Source organism: Nocardioides sp. NPDC092400 (genome assembly GCF_040684155.1).
Classification (GTDB): Bacteria; Actinomycetota; Actinomycetes; order Propionibacteriales; family Nocardioidaceae; genus Nocardioides.
Window position 1 is genome coordinate 47,757 of the sequence record NZ_JBFBFJ010000011.1, and the last position, 22,384, is coordinate 70,140.

Consider the following 22,384-nt stretch of genomic DNA (forward strand, 5'->3'; position numbering starts at 1 on the left):
CCGGTCCGGGATCGGAGGCCCTCAGGACGGTCCAGTGCCGTCCACCGCGTACCGGGCGGTGGTGGTGCGGACGGCCTCGTCGACCACCTGCGTGACGCGTTCGTCGCCCACCTCCCAGCCCGGCACGAGGAGGGTCGGCCAGAAGACGTAGTTGGAGATCATCCCCAGGAACTGCGTGGCGGCGAGGTCGACGTCCTCGACCCGCACGGTCCCCGCCTCGTGCTCGGCCCGCAGGTAGTCCCGCACGGACTCGAAGTAGGGCATCTTGCCGTGCGAGAACTGCGCGCTGGCGAGCTCGGGGAACCGCGGCAGCTCGGCGATGACGATCCGGAACAAGTCGGTCATCCGGGCGCGGCCCAGCAGCTCGGCGTAGCGGCGACCGATGGTGCCGAGCCCGGCGACGACGTCGCCCACCGGCGGCGGGGCCTCGTCGTCCCCGGTCGACCAGGACTCGGTGACCATCGCGTCGAAGAGGGCGGCCTTGGTCGGGAACTGCTTGAACAACGTGGCGCGAGAGACGCCCGAACGCTCGGCGATCCGCGCCAGCGACGTCCGGTCGTAGCCCAGCTCGAGGAACAGGGCGGTCGCGGCCGCCAGGATCAGCGCGCGCTTCTCCTGCGCGATGCGCTGGTGGTACGTCGTCACAGCCCTGCTCATGGGCCGAGCATACGAGGTGAGTGGCTTGACTCGCCTCTATGGGCGGTTTAGGGTCACCAGTGGTGAGCCACTCGACTCACCACTGGCCGGCCCCCACCGGGACCGGCCGGTCACCCCGTACCGGAGGACCAGCAGATGCACCGCTTCAACGACCAGACCGTGCTCGTGACGGGTGGGACGGGGGGCCAGGGGGCGAGCCACGTGCGCGCCTTCCACGCGGAGGGGGCGAGCGTGGTGATCGCCGACATCGACCCCGGACGCGGCGTCGCCCTCGCCGCCGAGCTCGGGGACCGCGCGCGCTTCGCCCACCTCGACGTCACCGACGAGGACTCGTGGTCCGCCGCCGTGCTCGCCGCCGAGCGCGCCTTCGGCACCCTCGACGTGCTCGTCAACAACGCCGGCGTGCAGAACCCGCCGGCACCCATCGAGGAGACCGACCGGGCGACCTGGTCGCGCATCCTCGGCGTCAACCTCACCGGGACCTTCCTCGGCACCAAGGTCGCGGCCCCCGCCCTGCGCCGCGCAGGAGGCGGAGCCATCGTCAACATCGCCTCGACCATGGCACTGGGCGGCACGGCCCACTACGCGCCGTACGTCGCCAGCAAGTGGGCCGTGCGGGGCCTGACCCGGACGGCGGCGCTCGAGCTCGGCCGCGACGGCATCCGGGTCAACACCATCCACCCCGGCGTGATCGCGACGCCGTTCATCCACGAGCCGGCAGCCGGTGCCACCGCGGCGATCGCCGACTTCTACTCCCCCGAGCCGTTCGCGGTCCCCCGGCTCGGAGAGCCGACCGACGTCACCCGTCTCCTGCTGTTCCTCGCCTCCTCGGAGGCGTCGTTCGTCACCGGCTCGGAGCACGTCGTCGACGGCGGTCTGCTGCTCGGTCCCGCGCTGCAGGCCGAGACCGCGTGGGCACCCCGAGCGCCACCGGGCCGAGTGACCCGGCCCCGGACGACTCCCTGGCGCACCTGCCCGACCACGTCCGGCGCGCCATCGAGATCACCCCCGCCGCTGGCACCCGGGAGCGGATCATCGACATCACGACGCGGGGGCGCCGCACCGGCCGGCCGCGCCGCATCGAGATCTTCTTCTACCGGGCCGCGGGCGCCACCTACCTGTGCAGCGGCGCCGGCGGCGCCGCGACCGACTGGCACGCCAACCTCCTGGCCGAGCCCGCCTTCACCTTCCACCTCAAGAACGGGGTCCGTGCCGACCTGCCCGCGCGGGCCACGCCTGTCACCGACCCCGCGGAGCGCCGGGCCGTGCTGGCGGAGATCGTCGCCGACCTCAACCAGCCGCACGACCCGGGCACCATCCGGCCGACCCGGCTCGAGGACTGGGCCGCCAGTCGGCTCGTGCGGATCAGGTTCCTGCGATCCTGACCGCGGTTCCCGGGCAGACCGGGGGTCGCGGGACGCGTCAGCGGGAGAGCTCGTCGGCGAGCCGGCGGAGCTCGCGAACGGCCTCGCGGGACTTCGCCCCGTCGGAGCCCTGGATGCCCATGGCCGACACCGTCCGTCCGTCGGAGAGGTCGATGGTGACCCACGGGGCGCCGGCCGGGAGGTTGACCGCGACGACCTCCGCCCACTCGTAGCGGCGGCTGCGGTAGCCGTTGACGACCGTCAGGCCGTCCCGGTCGGCCGTGACCCGCGAGCGGGTCAGCGCGTGCAGCACCGCTCCCCCGAGCAGCACGAAGAAGACGACCGTGCCCCGCTGGAACGTCGTGAACTTCGACCGCACCTCGTCGCCGAAGGAGATCCAGGCCATCGCCAGGATGACGAGGAGGCCGACGCCCAGCACGATCGCGACGATGCGCGGTCCGAGCGGTCGCCACGTGCGCGGCAGGCCCGGGCCCGGGGCGTCAGAGCCGGCAGGCATGGATGTCGGTGAGGAGGATGCCGCGGGCACCGAGCTCCCAGAGCTCGTCCATCAGCCGCTGGGCGCCGTCGCGGGGCACCATCGCGCGGACCGCGACCCAGCCGTCCTTGTGCAGCGGGGACACCGTCGGGCTCTCGATGCCGGGCGTGAGGGCCACGGCGGAGCTGACGTGCTGGCTCTCGATGTCGTAGTCCATCATCACGTAGCTGCGCGCCACGAGGACACCGTCGAGTCGTCGCTTGAACACCTCGAAGCCGGCGGGCGGCTCGGCGGCCGAGCGGGTGATGAGCACCGCCTCGGACTCCAGGATCGTGCCGCCGAAGACCTCGAGGCCCGCCTGGCGCAGGGTGCTGCCGGTCTCGACGACGTCGGCGACGACGTCGGCGACGCCGAGCTGGATGCTGGTCTCGACCGCCCCGTCGAGCCGCACCACCGACGCCTCGATGCCCTGCTCGACGAGGAACGCACCGACCACGCCGACGTACGACGTGGCGATCCGGAGGCCCGCCAGCTCGGACAGGTCGGTGTAGCGGCCGGCGGGGCCGGCGAACCGGAAGCGGCTGCGGCCGAAGCCGAGGGACCGGACCTCGTCGGCCTGGGCGCCGGAGTCGCGCAGCAGGTCGCGGCCGGTGATGCCGACGTCGAGGGTGCCCTCGCCGACGTAGAGCGCGATGTCGCGCGGACGCAGGTAGAAGAACTCGACGCCGTTCTCGTCGTCGATCAGCGTCAGCTGCTTGCTGTCGTCGCGCTGGCGGTAGCCGGACTCCCGGAGGATCTCGGACGCGGACTGCGAGAGCGAACCCTTGTTCGGGACGGCGACACGGAGGAGGGACATGCGGGTCCTGTTCGGGGCCGGGTCAGGCTGGGTCAGAGGTGGGCGTAGACGTCGTCGAGCTCGAGGCCGCTGGCGATCATCAGGCACTGCGCGTGGTAGAGCAGCTGGCTGATCTCCTCGGCCGTGCGCTCCTTGCCCTCGTGCTCGGCCGCCATCCAGGACTCGGCGGCCTCCTCGACCAGCTTCTTCCCGATCGCGTGCACACCCGCGTCGAGCTGTCGCACGGTGCCGGAACCGGCGGGCCGGGTCCGTGCCTTCTCCTGCAGCTCGGCCCACAGCTCGTCGAACGTCTTCACGGGCGACCAGCCTAGGCGACGCGCCGGTCGACGGCTTGACCGGGCGACGGTTAAGACGGGTCTGACCTGCTGATACCTTCCGGGGTATGGGCAGATCGCTGTCGCTCGCCGCGCAGCGACGCCGTTTCCGGGTGGCCGCACCCGCTGCCGTCCTCACCGTGGGGCTGTTCGCGGTGCTGCTCCAACCGGGGTTCTCCGCCTCCTTCCGCGAGGGCGCGAGCGCGCTGGGGCTGATGGCCGCCGGCACCACCACCGGGGTGAGCGTCTGGCTGCGCGCCCGGTGGTCGACCGGGCGGCGCCGCCGCGGCTGGCTCTGGCTGTTGGCCGCCGCGGTCTGCGCGGTGCTGGGCAACGTCTGGGCCGCGATCGCCGGTTACGACCCGGTGACCGACCCCAGCCTGGTCAGCGACCTGAGCGTGTCGCTCGCACTGGCGCTCTCGATCGTGGGACTGCTGACCTTCCCGACCGCGCGCCGCCGGGGCCGCAACCTCACGATCATGGTCCTCGACGGGATCGTGGGCGGGTCCGCGGTGCTGATCATGGCCTCGGTGCTCGTCTACGACGAGCTGCTGGCGTCGGTGGACCAGGTCTTCGGCCCCGAGTTCTTCAGCCTGCTCATCCCGTTCCTCGACGTGGCCCTGGTGACCTTCGGCCTCTTCCTGGTCCTGCGCAGCCGGGGCGAGAGCCGGCCCGCGCTCGCCCTCGTGGCGCTGGGCTTCCTGCTGTACGCCATCGCGGACCTGTCCTTCGCGGTGCGGGTCGCCCAGGGGACCTTCACCTGGGGCGACTTCCCCGACCTCGGGTGGATCGCGGGCTACCTGCTGATCGCTGTCGCGTCCTGGTACCCCGCCGGCGACGAGGACGAGGAGGTCGAGGACGCCCACACCGCCGCTGACGCACGGGACACCCTGCTGGTCTTCTCGGTCGTCGGCGTCGCGGGGATCGTGCAGATCTTCTTCAGCGGCGGCGAGGAGATGCAGCGGGCCCAGGAGGTCCTCTGGCTGACGCTCGCGGTCGCCACCGGTGCCCGCCAGGTGCTGCTCACCGCGGACAACGCCCAGCTGCGACGGGGCCTCGAGCGGCGGGTCGCGGAGCAGACCGCCGACCTGCGGCGCCTCGCGCGGCGTACCGAGACGCTGCTGACCTCCGTGGGCGACGGCATCTACGGCGTGGACGCCCGCGGACGGATCACCTCGATGAACCCCTCCGGCGCCCGCGCGCTCGGCTACACCCCCGAGGCGCTGCTCGGGCAGCCGGCCCACGAGCTCTTCCACGCCCCGGGGGTCGACGGCGTCCCGTTCCCCTACGAGGGCTGCTACATCGCCGAGGCGATCGCCTCCGGCACGGTGACCAGCGCCGAGGAGGACGTCTACGTCTGCGCCGACGGGGCGGAGTTCCCCGTGGAGATCACCGCGAGCCCGCTCGTCGACGACGACGTGGTCACGGGCGCGGTCGTCGTGTTCCGCGACGTCACGCAGCGGCGCGAGGTCGACCGGATGAAGAACGAGTTCCTCTCCGTGGTCAGCCACGAGCTGCGCACGCCGCTGACGTCGATCCGCGGCTCCCTCGGCCTGCTCGCGGGCGGCCAGCTCGGCGAGCTGAGCCCGCGGGCCACGTCGATGGCGCGGATCGCGCTGGAGAGCAGCGAGCGGCTGACCCGGCTGATCAACGACATCCTCGACCTCGAGCGCATCGAGTCCGGCGCCCGCCCGATGGAGCTGGCCGTCATCGACGCGCGGGCCCTCGTGGAGGCGGCGACCGCGGAGCTGGACGCCATGGCGCGCGGCGCGGACGTCCGGCTCGAGGTCGGCGACACCGCCGGGACCGTCCTCGCCGACCGCGACCGGATCGTCCAGACGCTGATCAACCTGCTCAACAACGCGATCAAGTTCTCCTCCGCCGGGGGCCGGGTCGTCGTCGACGCGCAGCCGCGCGACGGCGGGACCGTGCTCTTCCGCGTGCACGACGAGGGACGCGGGATCCCGGCGGACCAGATCGGCACGATCTTCGACCGGTTCCACCAGGTCGACTCCTCCGACGCCCGCCAGAAGGGCGGCACCGGGCTCGGGCTGGCGATCAGCCGCGGCATCGTGGACCGGCACGGCGGGCGGATCTGGGCGGAGAGCGAGCCGGGGCGGAGCACGACCGTGCAGTTCACCCTGCCGGCGCCGCACCGCTCCCGCCTCGCGGGCGAGGCCGTGCCCGCCGACGCCCCCACGATCCTCGTCTGCGACGACGAGCCCGCGGTGGTCGGCACGCTGTCGGCGATGCTCGCCCAGCACGGCTACCGCCCGGTGGGCGTCGGCGACGGCGACGAGGCGATCGCCCGGGCCACCGCGGAGCGCCCGGCCGCCGTCCTCCTCGACCTCCGCATGTCCGGCACGTCCGGCGCGGAGGTCCTCGCCGAGCTGCGGCGAGGCGAGCGGACCCGCAACATCCCGGTCGTGGTCGTCTCCGGCCTCGCTCCCGAGAGCGACCCCGAGCTGAGCCCGCAGGCCGACGGCTGGCTGGTCAAGCCGGTCACCGAGGGCCAGCTCGTGCAGGCCGTCGAGGTGGCCCTGGCCGGGCGGCTCAGCGAGAGCGCCGTGCTGCTCGTCGAGGACGACGAGGACCTGGCCGAGGTGATCAGCGCACTGCTGCACGCCCACGGCCTCCGCGTCGACCACGCCACCACGGCCGCCTCGGCGATCGAGACCGGGCGGGCGGTGCGCCCGCAGGTCATCGTCCTGGACCTGCACCTGCCCGACGACGACGGCTCGGCGGTCGTCGCCGCCTTCCGCCGCGACCCCGCGCTGGCGGCGACGCCCCTCGTCGTCTACAGCGCCGCGGACGTCGAGGTCGAGCGCCGGGCCTCCCTCGAGCTGGGGCCGACCGTCTTCCTCACCAAGGGACGCACCGCGCCCGAGGACCTCGAGCAGCGGGTCCTCGGCCTGCTCGACGCCGTCACCGGACGGCCCGCCGAGGCACGCGTCCCCACCAGCCCCACCACGACGAGCACCACCACCACGGGCACCACGACCACCACCACGTCGCGAACAGCGTCCGACACCATCCCCAAGGAGGAGCGGTGACCACCCGACTCGAGATCACGGTCCGCGCAGCAACCGGGACCGGCCGCACGCCGCTGGCGGCGTACGACCACGCCCTGCTCAACGCCGGCGTCGGCAACCTCAACCTGATCAAGCTCTCCTCGGTCATCCCGCCGCACAGCACTGTGCGGGTGCTGGAGGACCCCGCGGCCGAGGTCCTCGCCGGCGGCCACGGCGACAAGCTCTACTGCGTGGAGTCGGCCTCCTTCGCCGAGCACAGCGGCGAGACCGTGTGGGCCGGCCTCGGCTGGACCCGGGACCACACGACCGGCGGCCTCTTCGTGGAGCACCACGGCGGCAGCGAGGAGTCGCTGCTCGAGCAGATCACCTTCAGCCTCCACGACATGGACGTCAACCGCGGCGGCGGCTACGGGCCGGTCGAGCACGCCACCGCCTCCGCGCACTGCGTGGACCGGCCGGTCTGCGCGCTCGTCGTGGCGGCGTACTCCGTCGAGGACTGGTCGCCCAAGGAGAGCACCCGTGGCTGACCGCGGGGCCGGGTCGCCGGCGATCACCGTGGAGACCGAGCTGGACGAGTCGACCGTCGCGGCGTACTGGAAGCTCTACCGCGAGACCTTCGCCGAGCTCGAGACCCGGGCGATGGCCCGGCACCTCCTCCACGAGCACGAGTTCGTCGAGGAGATGACCGACCCCCGCGTCATGAAGTACGTCGCCCGCAACGCCGACGGCGAGGTCGTGGGCCTCTCCACGCTCACCCGGGACCTCGAGACCGTGCCGTGGATCAGCCCCGGCTGGTGGGCGCACCACTACCCCGAGCACACCGCCCGCAACGCCGTCTACTACCTCGGCTTCACGCTGGTGCGCCAGGACCAGCGACAGACCAGCGTCATGTGGGCCATGATCTCCACCATCGTGGAGATGCTGGTCGCCGAGAAGGCGGTCTGCGGCTACGACTACTGCAAGTTCAACAACGAGGTGCTCCGGCTCGGTCCGGGTACCGAGGCGCTGCTGCACCGGATCGCCGACGTGGAGGTGGAGGCTACGGACACCCAGACGTACTACACCGCGCTCTTCTCCGGACCGCCGCGGTCGAGCTGATGCCGCGCGCCCTCGTCGTCGACGACGACGACTCGATCCGCGAGATCACCCAGCTGGCCCTCGAGGTCGTGGCCGGCTGGGAGGTCGTGACCGCCGACGGCGGTCAGCTCGCGATCGAGATGGCCGACGAGCACCTGCCCGACGTCATCGTGCTGGACCTGATGATGCCCGACATGGACGGGCTGACGACGTTCCGCCACCTGCAGGCCCAGCAGTCCACCGCGCACATCCCCGTGGTGCTGCTGACCGCCAAGGTGCAGGTCGGCGACCGTCAGCTCTGGGACGAGATGGCCGTCGCCGGCGTCATCTCCAAGCCGTTCGACCCCATGAGCCTCGCCGGCGAGATCTCCACGATGCTCGGCTGGCCCTGACCGTTCCTCAGCGCCCGGTGATGCCGCGCAGCGTGTGGGCGGTCTGCAGGGCGGCGGCGGTGGCCTCGTAGCCCTTGTCCTCCGAGGATCCGGGCAGCCCCGCCCGGTCCAGCGCCTGCTCGTCGGTGTCGCAGGTGAGCACGCCGAAGCCGACCGGCGTCCGGTGGTCGAGCGCCACCCGGGTCAGCCCGTCGGTGGCCGCCGAGCAGACGTACTCGAAGTGCGGCGTGCCTCCGCGGACGACCACGCCCAGCGCCACGACCGCGTCGAAGCCCTCCTCGGCCAGGGCGGCCGCGACGACGGGGAGCTCGAAGGTCCCGGGCACCCGCACCACGGTGGACTCCCCCACCTGGTGGGCGTCCAGGGCCCGCTCGGCCCCGGCCAGGAGGCCGTCCATGACCTCGGTGTGCCAGCTGGCGGCGACGACGGCGACGCGCAGGCCGCTGCAGTCGAGGGGCTGGAGGTCGGGGGCACCGTGGCCGCTCATGCGTCGTTCTCCTCGGTCGTCCGCAGGGGTGCGGGGTCGGGCTCGTGGGGGTCCAGGCCGGGCAGGACGTGGCCCATCCGGTCGCGCTTGGTGATCAGGTAGGCCAGGTTGTGGCCGTTCGGGTGCGGGGTCAGCGGCACCCGCTCGGCGACGCCGATGCCGTAGTCCTCCAGGCTGCTGACCTTCTCGGGGTTGTTGGTCAGCAACCGGACGCTGGTGACACCGAGGTCGCGCAGCACCTGCGTCGCCGCGCCGTAGTGGCGGGCGTCGGCGGGGAGCCCGAGGTCGAGGTTGGCGTCGACGGTGTCGCGGCCGCCGTCCTGGAGCTGGTAGGCCTGCAGCTTGGCGACCAGGCCGATCCCCCGACCCTCGTGGCCGCGCAGGTAGACGACGACGCCGCGGCCCTCGGCCACGATCCGCTCGAGCGCCTCGTCGAGCTGCGGCCCGCAGTCGCAGCGGTGGCTGCCGAAGACGTCGCCGGTCAGGCACTCGGAGTGCACCCGGGTCAGCACCGGCTCGTCGCCGCTGATGTCACCGTGCACGAGCGCCAGGTGCTCGGAGCCGTCGACGGTGATCCGGTAGCCGTACGCCGTGAAGTCGCCGTGCCGGGTGGGCAGCCGCGTCTCGGCGACGCGCTCGACGAGGTTCTCGTGGCGCCGGCGGTGCTTGACCAGCTGCTCGATCGAGATCATCGCCAGGCCGTGCTCGTCGGCGAACTCGCGCAGCTCCGGCGCCCGCTTCATCGTCCCGTCGTCGTTGACCACCTCGACCAGCACGCCGACGGGGGTGAGCCCGGCCAGCGTCGCCAGGTCGACCGCGGCCTCGGTGTGGCCGCGCCGGACCAGCACGCCGCCCTCGCGGTAGCGCAGCGGGAAGACGTGCCCGGGCCGGGTGATCTCCCAGGGCTCGGTGGCGGAGTCGGCCAGCACCCGGACGGTGTGCGCCCGGTCGGCGGCCGAGATGCCGGTGGAGACCCCGTCCCGGGCGTCGACGGAGATCGTGTACGCCGTGCGCAGCCGGTCCTTGTTGTGCGGCGTCATCAGCGGGATCTCGAGCCGGTCGAGCATCTCGGCGGGCATCGGGGCGCAGATGACGCCGCTGCTGTGCCGGATGGTCCAGGCCATCAGCTCGGGGGTGGCCCGGCTCGCGGCGAAGATGATGTCGCCCTCGTTCTCGCGGTCCTCGTCGTCGACGACGATCACCGCCTTGCCCGCAGCGATGTCGGCGATCGCCTGCTCGACGCTGTCGAGCCGGACCTTCGCGTGCTGCTCGGGCTGGAGGGGCGTGGCGGTCATGCGGGTACTCCTTCGTCGACCGGGCGCGGGGCGGCGACCGGCTGGTGGGTGGCGCGCTCCACGCGCCACCAGGTGATCAGGCCCAGCACGCAGAACGCGCCGTAGAACAGGTACATGCCGGCGGTCGGGTAGTAGCCGGCCCGGACCAGCGTGGTCACGCCGACCACGTCGACGGCGATCCACACCAGCCAGAACTCCACCCAGCCGCGCGCCATGCCGTACGTCGCCACGAGCGAGCCGGCGAGGATCCAGGCCTCCGTCGCGGGACCCCAGGAGCCGATCCGGACGAGCAGCGCGTACGCCGCGGCGTACCCGACCGCGGCCAGGGCGAGCAGCGCGAGCTTCTCGCGCGCGCTGGCCCACCGCGGGGTCACCGGCACGGCGCCGGCGTCGCGCCGGGCGGCGCTCCAGCGCCACCAGCCGTAGAGCCCGACGACCGCGAACATCACCTGGCGCCCGGCCTGGCCCCAGAGCGGCTCGGAGGTCGCTCCGCTCAGCTCGCCGCTGACGAACACGGTGAACAGCAGGACGTTGCCGACCAGGCCGACCGGCCAGGCCCAGACGAGGCGGCGCATGCCGAGCAGCGCGCTGGCCAGGCCGAAGCCGTTGCCGACGACCTCGCGGACGGCCAGCGACCCGTCGCCGACCGCGATGGTCCCGTGGAGCAGCCAGTCGAGCATCAGGCGTCCTCCCCCGGGGTCGTGGCGGGGGCCGGCGGGAGGTGCCCCGCGAGCAGCTTCTCGACGTGCTTGGCGATGACGTCGGCCTCCAGGTTCACCCGGTCGCCGACCTGGCGGGACCCCAGCGTGGTGCGTGCGAGGGTCTCGGGGATCAGGCTGACGGTGAAGGAGCCCTCGCCCACCTCGACGACCGTGAGGCTCACCCCGTCGACGGTGATCGAGCCCTTGTCGACCAGGTAGCGGCCCAGGTGCCCGGGCAGCGACACCTCGACGAGCTCCCAGTGCTCGCTGGGGGTGCGCCGCAGCACCTCGCCGACATCGTCGACGTGGCCCTGCACGATGTGCCCGCCGAGGCGGGTCGCAGCCGTGACGGCGCGCTCGAGGTTGACGCTGTCGCCCGGCTGCACGCCGCGCAGGCTGGTCTTGTCGAGGGTCTCCTGCATGACGTCCGCGGTCCAGGTGTCGCCCTCGCGGCCGGCCACGGTCAGGCAGCAGCCGTTGACGGCGATCGAGTCCCCCAGCGCGGCGTCCTCGAGCACCGTCGCGGCCCGGATCGTGAGCCGGATGGCGTCGCCCTGGTCCTCGACCGCCGCGACGGTGCCCAGCTCCTCGACGATCCCTGTGAACATGTCAGCGCTCCTCGGTGTGCCCGGCCGCGACTGCGGACCGGTCGGGGGTCATGGTCAGCCGCACGTTCGGCTGCTCGTCCGGCGTCGCCGGCTCCAGCACGGTCACGTCGGTGACCACAGGCCGCAACGCCGCGGAGATGGTGGTGATTCCGAGGTCGGCCACGGCGGACGTCCCGGCGCCGAGCAGCACCGGCGCGACGTACGCCACCACCTCGTCGACGAGGCCCGCGCGGAGGAACGCCGCGGCGAGGGTCGGCCCGCCCTCGAGGAAGACGTGCTGGCGGTCGCGGGCGCGCAGGTCGGCGAGCGCCTCGTGCGGGTCGCGGGTGCGCAGCAGCACCGTCGGGGCCTGCCCGTCGAGGACCCGCCGGCCGGGGTCGAGGTCGCGCAGGCCCATCACGGCGCGCAGGGGCTGGTCGGCCAGGGGCACGTCGTGCTCGTCGCGGACGGTCAGTGCCGGGTCGTCGACCTCGACCGTCGCGGTCCCGACGAGCATCGTGTCGGCCAGCGCCCGGAGACGGTGGGTGTCGATCCGGGCGGCACGGCTGGAGACCCACCGGCTGGTGCCGTCGACCGCGGCGCTGCGCCCGTCGAGCGTCGTCGCGAACTTCCAGGTGACGAAGGGCCGGCCGTGCTCGACGGCGAACGTCCAGGTGCGGTTGAGCACACGGGCCTCGTCGGCCAGCAGGCCCTGCTCGACCTCGACGCCGGCCGCCCGCAGCGTGTCGGCGCCCCCGACGGCCACGGGGTTGGCGTCCCCCTGGGCGAAGACCACGCGCCGCACGCCGGCCTCCACCAGCGCCCGGGCGCACGGTCCGGTGCGGCCGGTGTGGTTGCACGGCTCGAGGGTCACCACGGCCGTCGTGCCCCGGGCCCGCTCCCCCGCTCGGGCCAGCGCGTCGGCCTCGGCGTGGGCCGTGCCGGCGCCGCGGTGGTGGCCCTCGGCCACCGTCGAGCCGTCGTCGGCGAGCAGCACGCAGCCGACGCGCGGGTTCGGGCCCAGCGGCACGCCCGGGCTCGCGGCCAGTACGAGGGCGCGGCGCATCGCGCGCTGCTCGGCCTCGCTGAAGCCCATCGTCCGCCCCTGTCCGGTGTCGTCGCGGACTCCGGGGCGACGGCGGCGTGCGGCACGGGGTGCCGAGCCGCCTGCGTGCGCTTCCCATCCGGACTTTGACCGTCGGTCCAGGACTCTCACCTGGTCAACCGGTCACTGGCGGTGACCGGGTCGCGGACTTCTGGACCTGCGTCCAGTCACCGCCGGCTCGGAATTTCACCGACCCCAGAGCACGCGAGCGTGTTTGCTCGTCTGGTCGGAGTCTGCCACAGCGCCCGCCCCGCCTCCTCGTGAGCCGGCCCACAGAGCGGGACAACTCCCGCGGCGCGGGAGGCGTCTCCCTGGCATGCGCACATCGACCGCCGCCCTCGGCCTGGCCGCCGTCCTCCTGGGCCACGCCCTCACCGGCTGTGGCCCCGCGCCCGCGGGCGGCGCCGCGACCGTCGTCCCGGTCGCGGAGGAGCGGCACCGCGACGCGCGGGCCGTCGTCACCGCACCCACCTCCCACCTGCGCGCGGCACTCGTCCGCCGGTCGCCGCACGGCCTGCAGGTCGCGGCGTGGTGGGGCTGCGTGGACGCCGGCTGCGCCCGTCGGGACCAGGCGATCGCCCGCAGCGGGGACGACTTCCGCAGCGCGACGTACGACGCCACCGGCCCGGGCCGGGCGAGCCGCCTGTTCGCCGGGACGACGTCCCGAGCTGTCCCCCCGCGGCCGCCGACGGACGCCGGCCTGGACGGGCTCCTGACCCAGGACGCCGTCTCGCTCGACCGGCGCACCGTCCGGGCGGTGCTGGGCGGGGGCGACGGGGCCACGGTGCTCCCGTTCCAGCGGGTCGCGCGCCTGGCCGCCGGGACCTGGACCGCGTACGACGTGCCCGTCGTCGACGGCGAGCGGGGCTACGTCTCCTCGGCCGTCGTCCTGCCCGACGGCCGGCTGCTGGCCCTGGTGCCGACCTGGAGCGGCGACCGGCCCGGCCGGCCGAGCGCCGTCCACCACGGGCTCTGGGTCTCCGACGACACCGACTGGTCGGCGTGGTCACCGTGGGCCGCCGATCCCGGGGGCGTGCGGGACCTCCGCGCCGACCCGCGCGGCGGCGGCGTGCTCTGGCTGGTCACGGGCGACGACACCGCCCCGCTGGTGGTCTCGACCGACGGTGGCCGGACGGTGCGCACGCTGCGGGCCCGCTGAGGGTCAGCCCCGGGCGGCGGTGGCGGTCTCGCGCAGCGAGGCGACCATGGCGTCGGGGTCGTCGGCGGAGTAGACGGCCGAGCCGGCCACGAAGACGTCGGCACCGGCCTCGGCGCAGCGCCCGATGGTCTCCAGCGAGACTCCCCCGTCGACCTGCAGCCACGTCTCGACGCCGTGCTTGTCCATGAGGGCGCGGGCGCGGCGGATCTTGGGCAGCACCAGGTCGAGGAACTTCTGGCCGCCGAAGCCGGGCTCGACGGTCATCAGCAGCACCATGTCGAGCTCGCCGAGCAGGTCCTCGTAGGGCTCGATCGGGGTCGCCGGCCGCAGCGCCATCGAGGCGCGCGCCCCGTGCGAGCGCAGCTCGCGCGCCAGGCGCACGGGCGCCCTGGCCGCCTCGACGTGGAACGTGACGGAGCCGCAGCCGGCCTCGACGTACGCCAGCGCGTTGCTGTCGGGCTCCTCGATCATCAGGTGCGCGTCGAGGGGGACGTCCGTGGTCCGGGCGAGTGCCTCGACCATGGTCGGGCCGAAGGTGAGGTTGGGGACGAAGTGGTTGTCCATGACGTCGACGTGGACCCAGTCCGCGCCGGGGATCCGCGCCACCTCCGCCCCGAGGTTCGCGAAGTCGGCGTTGAGGATGCTCGGCGTGATCTGGAGGTGGCCCACGGGCCCGCAGTCTAGGGAGGGTCAGGACGCCTCGCCGGCGCGCCTCCCGTCGAGCACGGCCGCGCGGCTGGTCGGCGGCACGACGACGTGGACGGCGTTGCGCTCGACCTCGAACAGCGCGGGCGTGGTCGCCACCACCTCCCCGTCCAGGTTCACCCCCAGCACCGGGTCGGTGCGCAGGCGCACCCGCCGGGTCGTCAGGTGGTGGACGCGCTCGTGCTCGACGAACGAGCCGTCCTTGAGGAAGCGCGCGATGGACACGTGGTCGCGCAGCCGGCCGCGCTCGATCGCGTAGACGTCGAGCAGGTGGTCGTCGATCGAGGCGGACGGCGAGACCGCGTTGCCCCCGCCGTAGTGGCGTCCGTTGCCGACCGCCACCTGCAGCAGGTCGTCGAGCTCGACCGGCTCGTGGTCGCCGTCGGGGAACTCCAGTCGTGCGGCGAACGGCCGGTGGTGGCGGTAGGCGCCCAGGGTCGCGACGGGGTACGCCGCGGGGCCGAGCCGGCGCTTCAGCGCGGGCGTGAGGCGCTCGGTGACGGCCACCGACAGGCCGACCGACGCGACGTTGAGGAAGGCCCGGCCGTCGACCCGGCCCAGGTCGACGTCGACCACCCGCCCGGCGACGAGCGCCGCCACGGCGCCGGGCACGTCGGACGGGATCTCGAGGGTCCGGGCGAAGTCGTTGGCGGTCCCGAGCGGCAGCACGCCGAGGGTGACCGCTGTCCCGGCGACCCGTCCGGCGGCGCAGCCGACCGTGCCGTCGCCGCCGCCGACCACGAGCAGGTCCGGCGCCTCGGCGACGACGCGGTCGAGGGTGGCGGCGAGGGTGGCTCCGTCGCGGACCGGGTGCGTGCTGACCTCGCCCAAGCCGGCGGACCGCAGCGCGGCGGTGGCCTGCTCGAGCGCGGCGGCGCCCCGGCGCGAGCCGGTGTTGACGACGACCGCGACCCGGCGGACAGCTGCTGGGGTGGACATGGCCCCGACGGTAGGGCGCCCGGATGAGACCGCCGTGAGAGCCGGGTGTGCGCCCGCTGTGGGATGCGGGTCAGGCCAGCTGCAGGAGCTCGTGCTCCTCGACGACGTCGAGCGAGAGCGTCCGGTAGCCCACCGACTCGAAGAGCACGGTGACCCGGTCGTCCTCGACGTCGGTCACCACCCCGGGACCGAACTCCTCGTGCCGCACCTCCGACTGCACCGGGTACGCCACGTCCTGCTCGTCGGCGGGGTCCTCGGCGATGCCGGCCCGGCAGTTGTCGCAGCGCCCGCACCGGTGCTCGGCCTGCTCGCCGAAGTAGCCCTGGAGGTACGCCGACCGGCAGCGGTCGGTCTCGGCGTACCCACGCATCATGTCGACGCGGGACCGCTCCAGCCGGCGGTGCGACTCGGCGATGTCGACGACCGCCGCGACCGCGTCGTCGGGCCGGTTCGCCTCGGGCCGGGTCTCGTGGACGAGAACGAGCAGGTTGAGGATGCGGCCGGTCTTGCGCGGACCGAACCCGGCCGCCCCGGCGACGTCCTTGGGGTCGGTGCCGACCTCGCCGGCCGCCCGGAGGACGGCGTGGACGTCCTTCTTCCGCGGGACGCCGCCGGAGAAGAACTTGCCCAGCGCGAGGTCCTCGGGCCGGTAGACCAGGGTGGCGGACGCGGGCTCGCCGTCCCGGCCGGCCCGGCCGACCTCCTGGTAGTAGGTGTCCGGCGACTCGGGGACCTGGGCGTGCACGACGAAGCGGATGTCGGGCTTGTCGATGCCCATGCCGAACGCCGAGGTGGCCACGACCACCTCGACCTCGTCGGCCATGAACGCCTCGTGGGTCTCCTCGCGGCGGCGGTGGGACAGACCGGCGTGGTAGACGGCCGTGCGGCGCCCCGCGTCGGCCAGCGCCGCGGCGTACTCCTCGGCGGCGGGGCGGGTGCGGCAGTAGACGATGCCGGCGCCCGGGGTCGCGGCGACCAGCTCGAGGACCGCCGTGCGCTGGTCGGCCTCCTCGACGACCCGGACGACGTCGAGGGCGATGTTGTCCCGGGCGAACCCGGTGAGCACCGTGCGGGGCTCGCGCATCCCCAGCCGGGCGACGATGTCGTCCTGGACCGGTGGCGCCGCGGTGGCGGTCATGGCGACCACCCGGGGCGGAGTGCCCTGCTCGTCGGCGAGCTCGGCCAGCAGCTCGCCGAGCCGGAAGTAGTCGGGCCGGAAGTCGTGGCCCCACGCCGAGACGCAGTGGGCCTCGTCCACGGCGACCAGGCCGATCCCCGCGGCGGCGACGGCGGCGCGCACCTCGTCGTTGGCCAGCTGCTCGGGTGAGCAGAACAGGAAGTCGACCTCGCCCGCGGTGGCCCGCTCGAGGACCTCGCGCTTCTCCGCCTCGGACTCCGCCGAGCTCAACCGGCACGCGGTCAGCCCTCCGGGCGCGGACCGGATGCTGTCGACCTGGTCCTGCTGCAGCGCGAGGAGCGGGGAGACCACCAGCGTGCAGCCGTCGGTCAGCACTCCGGCCGCCTGGTAGACCAGCGACTTGCCCGAGCCCGTCGGGGAGACCAGCAGCACGTCGTGGCCCGAGAGCAGGGCGGTCGTCGCGTCGGCCTGGCCGCCGAGGAGGTGGTCGTGGCCGAAGACCTCGCGGGCCGTCTTCTCGACCCTGGTCAGGAGCTGCTGGGAGGTCACCGCGAGCCGTTACCCGGCGCCCCCGGACCCCCACCTCACCCGTCGGGGCGAACGTCGCTCACTCCTCCGGGTCGGCCGGTCCCTACGCGCCCGCCGCCTCGTCCCGGTCGGCCCACTCCAGCAGTGGGGCGATGTCCCACGGGTCGGCGTCGATGTCCGCGTGGAGGTCGCCGAGCTCGGCGAAGCGCTGCGGCACGGTGAAGATCGTGAGGTCGCGCGGGTCGACGTCGGCGACCTCGTCCCACCGGATCGGGGTGGACACGCGGGCGTCGGGCAGCCCGCGCACGGAGTACGCCGCGGCGATGGTGTGGTCGCGGGCGTTCTGGTTGTAGTCGACGAAGACCGTGGCGGGGTCGCGGTCCTTGCGCCACCAGGTGAGGTCGACGTCGTCGGGCGCCCGCCGCTCGACCTCGCGGGCGAAGGCCAGCGCCGCCCGCCGGACCTCCTTGAACCCGTGGTCCGGGCGGATCCGGACGTAGACGTGCAGCCCCTTGCTGCCGCTGGTCTTGGGGTAGCCCGTCACCCCGAGCTCGTCGAGCACCTCGCGGGCGACGCCGGCCACGCGACGTACCCGGTCGAAGTCGCAGTCCGGGCCCGGGTCGAGGTCGATGCGCCACTCGTCGGGCTTCTCGGTGTCCTCGCGGCGGCTGTTCCAGGGGTGGAACTCGACCGTGGACATCTGCACCGCCCAGATGACCGAGGCCAGCTCGGTGACGCACAGCTCGTCGGCGGTGCGGTCCCAGCGCGGGAAGTGCAGGCGCACGGTCTCCACCCACGGCGGCGCGCCCTGCGGCAGCCGCTTCTGGTGCACCTTGTCCCCGGCCAGGCCCTTCGGGAACCGGTGCAGCATGCAGGGCCGCTCGAGGAGCGCGTTGACGATGCCGGGACCGACGGCCAGGTAGTACTCGACCAGGTCGAGCTTGGTGGCGCCGGACTCGGGGAAGTACACCCGGTCGGGGTTGCTCACCCGCACGACGCGGTCGTCGACCTCGATCTCGACGGACGGGGTCTTCGACGCGGACTTCGAGGCGGCCACGCGTCCACCGTAGTGGGCCGTACGGTGACGCCCGTGGGACTCCGCCAGCCGCCCGTCGTCCGCGTGTCGGTGCCGCGCGAGGGGCGGGCCGAGCGACTGCCCCTGGGCCGGTGGCCGCTGACCGTGCCGGCCGTCGAGCACCTCGTGCGGCGCGGGCTCGACCTCGCCCCCGGCGTGACCTTCCTGGTCGGCGAGAACGGCTCGGGGAAGTCGACGATCGTCGAGGCCGTCGCCGAGGCGTACGGCATGGGCGTCGAGGGCGGCTCGACCGGGGCGCGCCACACCACCCGCCCCTCGGAGTCGCCCCTCGGCGCGGCCCTGGACCTGCGGCGCGGGATCGGCGCACCGCGCTGGGGGTTCTTCCTCCGTGCCGAGACGATGCACGGCTTCTACACCTACCTGGAGGAGACGCGGGTGCGTCGGGTGGACCGGCCGGAGCCCGAGGAGCCGGTCTTCCACGAGCTCAGCCACGGCGAGTCGTTCCTCGAGCTGCTGCGCACCCGCTTCGACTCCCCCGGCTTCTACTGCCTCGACGAGCCCGAGGCCGCGCTGTCGTTCTCCTCGACCCTCGCGCTGGTCGCCGCCCTGCACGAGCTCGTCGCGAGGGGCGGGCAGGTGCTGTGCGCGACCCACTCCCCCGTGCTGGCCGCCATGCCCGGGGCGAGGATCCTCGAGGTCGGGCCCTGGGGCCTCCGCCCGGCCACCTGGGAGCAGCTGGAGCTGGTCGAGCACTGGCGCGCCTACCTGACCGACCCGGAGCGCTACCTGCGCCACGTGCTCGGCTGAGGATTCAGGAACGGCGCAGCAGGGCCAGGAACATCGCGTCGGTGCCGTGCCGGTGCGGCCACAGCTGCAGGGTGCCCGCGAGGGGCCCGGCGGCGTCCGGGACGTCCGGCAGCAGCGGCGCGGCGTCCTCGAGGCGTACGTCGTCGCGCGAGCCGAGCACCTCGGAGACGACGTCTGCGGTCTCGGCCAGGACCGGCGAGCAGGTCGCGTACAGGACCACCCCGGCCGGCCGCACCAGGTCGAGCGCCGACCCGACCAGCCGCCGCTGGAGGGCGACCAGGTCGGCCAGGTCCTGGGGCCGGCGCCGCCAGCGGGCCTCGGGCCGGCGGCGGAGCGCGCCCAGGCCCGTGCACGGAGCGTCGACGAGCACCCGGTCGAAGGTGCCCGGGCGGAACGGCGGGCGGGTGCCGTCGGCGGTGAGCACCCCGGCGACGCCCTCGGCGCCGCGCAGGTTGCGGGCGACCAGCCGCGCGCGGTGCGCCTGCCGCTCGCCGGCCACCAGGCGCGCCCCGCGACCTGCGGCGAGGGCGGCCAGCAGCGCGGACTTGCCGCCGGGGCCGGCGCACAGGTCGAGCCAGCGCTCGTCGCGTCCGTCGACCGGAGCGGCCGCGGCGACCACGGCGACGAGCTGGGAACCCTCGTCCTGGACGCCCGCCCGCCCCTCGGCGACGGCGGGCACGGCACCGGGGTCGCCGCCCTCCAGCACCACGCCGTACGGCGACCAGGGCGTCGGCTGGCCCGGCAGCTCGTTCCGCGTGGCGCGCCCGGGTCGGGCGACGAGCGTGACGCGCGGCGGCTCGTTGTCGGCCGCGAGCAGCGCGGCCAGCTCGGGGGCGCCCACGGCACGGCGGAGCTCCTCGACGACCCAGCCGGGGTGGCTGGACGCCACGGCGGCGTGCCCGACGGGGTCCGCCGTCGCGTCCGGGGCCACCAGGGCCACCCAGGCGTCGAGGTCGTGGGCGGTCACCTTGCGCAGCACGGCGTTGGCGAACCCGGCGGCGCCCGCACCGACCTTCGCGCGCACCAGGTCGACAGTGGTGCTGATCGCGGCGTGCGCGGGCACGCGCATCGAGAGCAGCTGGTGGGCGCCGAGCCGCAGCGCGTCGAGCACCTTGGCCTCGACCTTGGCCAGCGGACGGTCGATGCACGCCGCCAACACCGCGTCGTACGTGCCCTGGCGGCGGATCGTCCCGGACACCAGCTCGGTCACGAACGCCGCGTCGCGGCCCGACAGGTCGTGCTGCGCGAGGACCGCGGGCAGCACCAGGTTCGTGTAGGCGTCGTCGACCCGGACCGCCTTGAGCACCTCGAGCGCCGCGAGCCGGGGGACGTCGACGCGCGGCCGGCCGGCCGCGCCGGCGGCAGGGCTCGAGGGCGGACGCCGCCGACGGTCAGCCACGGTCGCCCCCGAGGTGGTCGCGCACGAGCCGCTTCGGCGCGCGGGCGGTCCAGGCGTCGGTCAGGACCTCGCGCAGCTCCTCGACGTCGAGCTCACCGAGCCGCGACTGCGAGACGAGCACCGCGCTGGCGCGCCGGAAGTGGTCGATGGTGAAGAACGGCGTCGACGGGTCGGCGACCAGCGCCTCCTTGGCGTCCATGGACGGCGTCGTGACGACCAGCAGGTCCTCGTAGGGCTCCCCGGTCGCCGGGTCCACCGCGTGCCGGTCGGGCGCGCGGAAGAGCAGGAACCCGCGTCCGTGCACGAGGTACGTCGGACGGTCGCCCCAGCTCGTGCCGAGCTCGACCTCGGGCAGCGACCGGCAGATCGCGTCCACGTCCTCCGGCGTCGCGGGGCGGCCCATCGCTCAGGCCCCGAGCCGGGTGCCGGACTCCAGGCGTACGCCGCGGGCCCAGTCGGCCGCGCCCATCTGCTTCTTCCCGAACGCCTTCACCTCGCCGAGGCGGACCGCGTCGGTGCCGGTGCCGACGAGCACCGCGTTCTTGCGCACCTCGAGCACGCCGGGCTCCAGCCGGGTGCCCTCCTCGACCGCGACCGGGCCCACCTTGAGCCGCTCGCCGTCGTGGGTCGACCAGGCGCCGGGCCCCGGCGTGCAGGCGCGGATCCGGCGGTCGACGGCGACGGCGGGCTCGGTCCAGTCCACCTCGGCGTCCTCGACGAGGATCTTGGGGGCGACGCTGACGCCGTCCTCGGGCTGATCGCGGGCCACCAGCGAGCCGTCCTCGATCCCGTCGAGGGTGGCCACCAGGAGCCCGGCGCCGCCCTCGGCCAGCCGGCCGAGCAGGTCGCCGGCGGTGTCGGTGGGACGGATCCGCTCGGTCATCACGCCGAACGTCGGGCCGGCGTCCATCGCCTTGACGATGCGGAACGTCGTCGCGCCGGTCACCTCGTCACCGGCCCAGATCGCGTGCTGCACCGGGGCCGCGCCGCGCCATGCCGGCAGGCAGGAGAAGTGCAGGTTCACCCAGCCGTGCGGCGGGATGTCGAGCGCCGACTGCGGCAGCAGCGCGCCGTACGCCACGACGGGGCAGCAGTCGGGCCGCAGCGCCCGCAGCTCCTCCTGGAACGCCGGGTCGCGGGGGTGGTCGGGCTTGAGCACGGGCACGCCGAGCTCCTCGGCGCGCTGCGCGACGGGGCTGGCGACCAGCTTGCGGCCGCGGCCGGCGGGAGCGTCGGGTCGCGTGACGACGCCGACCAGCTCGTGGTCGGACGCGGCGATCGCGTCGAGGGAGGGGACGGCGACCTCAGGGGTGCCGGCGAAGACGAGGCGCATGGGCTAGAAACCGAAACCGTTCGTGGGGTGGGGACTGATCTTGACCTGGGGCTTCTCGAGGCCGAACCACTCGGACTCGCGGATCTCCTTCATCGCCGCCTTCCGGGCGGCCTGGTCGAGCCGGTCGATGAAGAGCACGCCGTCGAGGTGGTCGGTCTCGTGCTGGATCGCCCGCGCCAGCAGCTCGGACCCGTGGACCGTCAGCGGCTCGCCGTGCATGTCGAACCCCTGGGCGACGACCGACATCGCCCGACGGCACTCGTAGGTCAGCTCCGGCAGCGACAGGCAGCCCTCCAGGCCGTCCTGGACCTCCTCGGAGAGCTCGAGCGTCGGGTTGACCAGGTGCCCGACCTCCCCGTCGACGTACCAGGTGAACACGCGGAGGCCGACCCCGATCTGCGGTGCGGCCAGACCCGCGCCGGGCGCCTCGAGCATCGTGTCGGTGAGGTCCGCGACGAGCTGGCGCAGCTCCTTGTCGAAGTCCACGACCTTCACGGCCGGCTTGCGCAGCACCGGGTCCCCGAAGAGTCGGATCGGCTGGATGGCCACGTGTCTCCTGTGTGCGGTCGGTACGTCGTGCGGGGCAGCGGTCCAGTCTATTCGGCCGCTGTGCGTGGCTGCTCGCTGGTCGCGCGCGCCGGCTCGGCTGAGGGTGTCGGCGGCGGCGTGCCGGCGTGCTGCAGGAGTCCCCGGTCCACCGGGGACTCCTGCGCTTACCGGGGTAGATCTGCCCCGGTATGCGAGGGACTGCCCCGGGGAGCTGCGCCCGGTCCGGCCCGCGGCTCGCGGTGTCGGGCGGGGGTGCCGGAATCCCCGGGGCCCCGGGGATTCCGGTGCTTCTCAGGGGAAGCATCGCCTGAGAAGTGCCGGTTTCCCCTGAGAAACTCCGTGGCGGTCAGCGTGATCTCCTCGCCCCCGCGGGACACCTCGTGGCTGTCCTCGTCCAGGGTCAGGTCCCCGACGGTGAGCACCGAGGA

24 protein-coding genes, 2 pseudogenes and 1 riboswitch are annotated in these 22,384 nt (G+C 74.0%); of the genes and pseudogenes, 8 read left to right on the forward strand and 18 right to left on the reverse strand.

Annotated elements, in window-relative coordinates; translation table 11 throughout:
• Positions 1-21: 21 nt before the first annotated feature.
• A complete protein-coding gene (locus AB0N29_RS20520) occupies positions 22-657 on the reverse strand; it encodes a TetR/AcrR family transcriptional regulator (RefSeq protein ID WP_302266788.1) in 636 nt (211 codons plus the stop codon).
• A gap of 135 nt (positions 658-792) precedes the next feature.
• Here AB0N29_RS20520 and AB0N29_RS20525 point away from each other — a divergent pair.
• Both AB0N29_RS20525 and AB0N29_RS20530 read left to right on the forward strand, forming a co-directional pair.
• Positions 793-1,527 (forward strand): annotated as a pseudogene (locus AB0N29_RS20525) (SDR family oxidoreductase); the annotation flags it as partial.
• 41 nt (positions 1,528-1,568) lie between these two features.
• Positions 1,569-2,042, forward strand: a complete 474-nt coding sequence (locus AB0N29_RS20530) for a nitroreductase/quinone reductase family protein (RefSeq protein WP_364870035.1) — start codon at positions 1,569-1,571, stop codon at positions 2,040-2,042.
• 37 nt (positions 2,043-2,079) lie between these two features.
• On the opposite strand, the gene AB0N29_RS20535 is transcribed toward AB0N29_RS20530, so the two are convergent.
• From AB0N29_RS20535 to AB0N29_RS20545, 3 genes are read right to left on the reverse strand one after another with little or no spacing between them, the layout of a single operon-like run.
• Complete coding sequence (locus AB0N29_RS20535) at positions 2,080-2,538, reverse strand: PH domain-containing protein (protein WP_364870038.1); 459 nt, start codon at positions 2,536-2,538, stop codon at positions 2,080-2,082.
• The gene (gene hisG / locus AB0N29_RS20540; RefSeq protein ID WP_364870041.1) at positions 2,522-3,373 is read right to left on the reverse strand and encodes an ATP phosphoribosyltransferase; all 852 of its coding nucleotides are present in this window, start codon (positions 3,371-3,373) and stop codon (positions 2,522-2,524) included. Before hisG ends, AB0N29_RS20535 begins: the two co-directional genes overlap by 17 nt.
• A 32-nt stretch (positions 3,374-3,405) precedes the next feature.
• Positions 3,406-3,669: a phosphoribosyl-ATP diphosphatase gene (locus AB0N29_RS20545; protein ID WP_364870044.1), complete on the reverse strand. Its 264-nt coding sequence runs from the start codon at positions 3,667-3,669 to the stop codon at positions 3,406-3,408.
• An 86-nt stretch (positions 3,670-3,755) separates the two neighbouring features.
• Here AB0N29_RS20545 and AB0N29_RS20550 point away from each other — a divergent pair, with 86 nt between their 5' ends.
• Genes AB0N29_RS20550 through AB0N29_RS20565 form a run of 4 tightly spaced genes read left to right on the forward strand, consistent with a single transcriptional unit; the run spans position 3,756 to position 8,188 of the window.
• Positions 3,756-6,740, forward strand: coding sequence for a response regulator (locus AB0N29_RS20550; RefSeq protein WP_364870047.1), 2,985 nt, complete (start codon positions 3,756-3,758; stop codon positions 6,738-6,740).
• Positions 6,737-7,246: a pyruvoyl-dependent arginine decarboxylase gene (locus AB0N29_RS20555; protein ID WP_302266795.1), complete on the forward strand. Its 510-nt coding sequence runs from the start codon at positions 6,737-6,739 to the stop codon at positions 7,244-7,246. The genes AB0N29_RS20550 and AB0N29_RS20555 overlap by 4 nt, the downstream gene beginning before the upstream one ends.
• On the forward strand, positions 7,239-7,817 hold the full coding sequence (locus AB0N29_RS20560; protein ID WP_364870051.1) for a hypothetical protein: 579 nt from the start codon (positions 7,239-7,241) through the stop codon (positions 7,815-7,817). Before AB0N29_RS20555 ends, AB0N29_RS20560 begins: the two co-directional genes overlap by 8 nt.
• Positions 7,817-8,188: a response regulator gene (locus tag AB0N29_RS20565; protein WP_364870054.1), complete on the forward strand. Its 372-nt coding sequence runs from the start codon at positions 7,817-7,819 to the stop codon at positions 8,186-8,188. Before AB0N29_RS20560 ends, AB0N29_RS20565 begins: the two co-directional genes overlap by 1 nt.
• Positions 8,189-8,195: 7 nt before the next feature.
• Here the strand turns inward: AB0N29_RS20565 and ribH are convergent, their stop codons facing one another.
• Genes ribH through ribD form a run of 5 tightly spaced genes read right to left on the reverse strand, consistent with a single transcriptional unit; the run spans position 8,196 to position 12,354 of the window.
• The gene (gene ribH, locus AB0N29_RS20570) at positions 8,196-8,675 is read right to left on the reverse strand and encodes a 6,7-dimethyl-8-ribityllumazine synthase (protein ID WP_302266798.1); all 480 of its coding nucleotides are present in this window, start codon (positions 8,673-8,675) and stop codon (positions 8,196-8,198) included.
• On the reverse strand, positions 8,672-9,970 hold the full coding sequence (locus AB0N29_RS20575; protein ID WP_364870057.1) for a bifunctional 3,4-dihydroxy-2-butanone-4-phosphate synthase/GTP cyclohydrolase II: 1,299 nt from the start codon (positions 9,968-9,970) through the stop codon (positions 8,672-8,674). Before AB0N29_RS20575 ends, ribH begins: the two co-directional genes overlap by 4 nt.
• Positions 9,967-10,650: a nicotinamide mononucleotide transporter family protein gene (locus AB0N29_RS20580; RefSeq protein WP_364870060.1), complete on the reverse strand. Its 684-nt coding sequence runs from the start codon at positions 10,648-10,650 to the stop codon at positions 9,967-9,969. The genes AB0N29_RS20575 and AB0N29_RS20580 overlap by 4 nt, the downstream gene beginning before the upstream one ends.
• Positions 10,650-11,279 carry a riboflavin synthase gene (locus AB0N29_RS20585; RefSeq protein WP_364870063.1) on the reverse strand — a complete coding sequence of 210 codons (630 nt, stop codon included), beginning with the start codon at positions 11,277-11,279 and terminating at the stop codon, positions 10,650-10,652. Before AB0N29_RS20585 ends, AB0N29_RS20580 begins: the two co-directional genes overlap by 1 nt.
• A gap of 1 nt (position 11,280) precedes the next feature.
• On the reverse strand, positions 11,281-12,354 hold the full coding sequence (ribD, locus tag AB0N29_RS20590; RefSeq protein WP_364870066.1) for a bifunctional diaminohydroxyphosphoribosylaminopyrimidine deaminase/5-amino-6-(5-phosphoribosylamino)uracil reductase RibD: 1,074 nt from the start codon (positions 12,352-12,354) through the stop codon (positions 11,281-11,283).
• Between the two features lie 71 nt (positions 12,355-12,425).
• A riboswitch (FMN riboswitch) is annotated at positions 12,426-12,571 on the reverse strand.
• Between the two features lie 108 nt (positions 12,572-12,679).
• Between ribD and AB0N29_RS20595 the strand changes: the two genes are divergently transcribed.
• Positions 12,680-13,522: a hypothetical protein gene (locus tag AB0N29_RS20595; RefSeq protein ID WP_364870069.1), complete on the forward strand. Its 843-nt coding sequence runs from the start codon at positions 12,680-12,682 to the stop codon at positions 13,520-13,522.
• 3 nt (positions 13,523-13,525) lie between these two features.
• Here the strand turns inward: AB0N29_RS20595 and rpe are convergent, their stop codons facing one another.
• The 4 genes from rpe to ligD form a co-directional block, all read right to left on the reverse strand.
• Positions 13,526-14,191 carry a ribulose-phosphate 3-epimerase gene (rpe, locus tag AB0N29_RS20600; RefSeq protein WP_302266804.1) on the reverse strand — a complete coding sequence of 222 codons (666 nt, stop codon included), beginning with the start codon at positions 14,189-14,191 and terminating at the stop codon, positions 13,526-13,528.
• A gap of 21 nt (positions 14,192-14,212) precedes the next feature.
• Positions 14,213-15,166: a lipid kinase gene (locus tag AB0N29_RS20605; RefSeq protein ID WP_364870073.1), complete on the reverse strand. Its 954-nt coding sequence runs from the start codon at positions 15,164-15,166 to the stop codon at positions 14,213-14,215.
• A 70-nt stretch (positions 15,167-15,236) separates the two neighbouring features.
• On the reverse strand, positions 15,237-16,853 hold the full coding sequence (locus tag AB0N29_RS20610; protein WP_364870076.1) for a RecQ family ATP-dependent DNA helicase: 1,617 nt from the start codon (positions 16,851-16,853) through the stop codon (positions 15,237-15,239).
• 82 nt (positions 16,854-16,935) lie between these two features.
• Complete coding sequence (ligD, locus tag AB0N29_RS20615) at positions 16,936-17,889, reverse strand: non-homologous end-joining DNA ligase (RefSeq protein ID WP_364870079.1); 954 nt, start codon at positions 17,887-17,889, stop codon at positions 16,936-16,938.
• Between the two features lie 33 nt (positions 17,890-17,922).
• On the opposite strand from ligD, the gene AB0N29_RS20620 reads away from it, so the two are divergent.
• Positions 17,923-18,675, forward strand: a complete 753-nt coding sequence (locus AB0N29_RS20620; RefSeq protein WP_364870082.1) for an AAA family ATPase — start codon at positions 17,923-17,925, stop codon at positions 18,673-18,675.
• Positions 18,676-18,679: 4 nt separating this feature from the next.
• Here the strand turns inward: AB0N29_RS20620 and AB0N29_RS20625 are convergent, their stop codons facing one another.
• The 5 genes and pseudogenes from AB0N29_RS20625 to AB0N29_RS20645 all read right to left on the reverse strand — a co-directional run.
• Positions 18,680-20,074 carry a transcription antitermination factor NusB gene (locus AB0N29_RS20625; protein WP_364870085.1) on the reverse strand — a complete coding sequence of 465 codons (1,395 nt, stop codon included), beginning with the start codon at positions 20,072-20,074 and terminating at the stop codon, positions 18,680-18,682.
• Positions 20,067-20,477 (reverse strand): MmcQ/YjbR family DNA-binding protein, encoded by a 411-nt coding sequence (locus AB0N29_RS20630; protein WP_364870088.1) that lies wholly within the window; start codon positions 20,475-20,477, stop codon positions 20,067-20,069. Before AB0N29_RS20630 ends, AB0N29_RS20625 begins: the two co-directional genes overlap by 8 nt.
• A gap of 3 nt (positions 20,478-20,480) precedes the next feature.
• Positions 20,481-21,407 carry a methionyl-tRNA formyltransferase gene (gene fmt, locus AB0N29_RS20635; protein ID WP_302266811.1) on the reverse strand — a complete coding sequence of 309 codons (927 nt, stop codon included), beginning with the start codon at positions 21,405-21,407 and terminating at the stop codon, positions 20,481-20,483.
• Positions 21,408-21,410: 3 nt separating this feature from the next.
• Positions 21,411-21,956, reverse strand: coding sequence for a peptide deformylase (gene def / locus AB0N29_RS20640; RefSeq protein ID WP_364870092.1), 546 nt, complete (start codon positions 21,954-21,956; stop codon positions 21,411-21,413).
• Between the two features lie 332 nt (positions 21,957-22,288).
• Positions 22,289-22,384, reverse strand: a pseudogene (locus tag AB0N29_RS20645) (DNA-binding response regulator); the annotation flags it as partial.

Bases quoted from the DNA above. Each gene is read 5' to 3' on its own strand.
- AB0N29_RS20630 (WP_364870088.1), bottom strand. From the start codon at position 20,477: ATGGGCCGCCCCGCGACGCCGGAGGACGTGGACGCGATCTGCCGGTCG.
- AB0N29_RS20535 (WP_364870038.1), bottom strand. From the start codon at position 2,538: ATGCCTGCCGGCTCTGACGCCCCGGGCCCGGGCCTGCCGCGCACGTGG.
- AB0N29_RS20595 (WP_364870069.1), top strand. From the start codon at position 12,680: ATGCGCACATCGACCGCCGCCCTCGGCCTGGCCGCCGTCCTCCTGGGC.
- ribH (WP_302266798.1), bottom strand. From the start codon at position 8,675: ATGAGCGGCCACGGTGCCCCCGACCTCCAGCCCCTCGACTGCAGCGGC.
- AB0N29_RS20580 (WP_364870060.1), bottom strand. From the start codon at position 10,650: ATGCTCGACTGGCTGCTCCACGGGACCATCGCGGTCGGCGACGGGTCG.
- AB0N29_RS20565 (WP_364870054.1), top strand. From the start codon at position 7,817: ATGCCGCGCGCCCTCGTCGTCGACGACGACGACTCGATCCGCGAGATC.
- hisG (WP_364870041.1), bottom strand. From the start codon at position 3,373: ATGTCCCTCCTCCGTGTCGCCGTCCCGAACAAGGGTTCGCTCTCGCAG.
- fmt (WP_302266811.1), bottom strand. From the start codon at position 21,407: ATGCGCCTCGTCTTCGCCGGCACCCCTGAGGTCGCCGTCCCCTCCCTC.
- AB0N29_RS20585 (WP_364870063.1), bottom strand. From the start codon at position 11,279: ATGTTCACAGGGATCGTCGAGGAGCTGGGCACCGTCGCGGCGGTCGAG.
- AB0N29_RS20605 (WP_364870073.1), bottom strand. From the start codon at position 15,166: ATGTCCACCCCAGCAGCTGTCCGCCGGGTCGCGGTCGTCGTCAACACC.
- AB0N29_RS20520 (WP_302266788.1), bottom strand. From the start codon at position 657: ATGAGCAGGGCTGTGACGACGTACCACCAGCGCATCGCGCAGGAGAAG.
- ribD (WP_364870066.1), bottom strand. From the start codon at position 12,354: ATGGGCTTCAGCGAGGCCGAGCAGCGCGCGATGCGCCGCGCCCTCGTA.
- AB0N29_RS20550 (WP_364870047.1), top strand. From the start codon at position 3,756: ATGGGCAGATCGCTGTCGCTCGCCGCGCAGCGACGCCGTTTCCGGGTG.
- AB0N29_RS20575 (WP_364870057.1), bottom strand. From the start codon at position 9,970: ATGACCGCCACGCCCCTCCAGCCCGAGCAGCACGCGAAGGTCCGGCTC.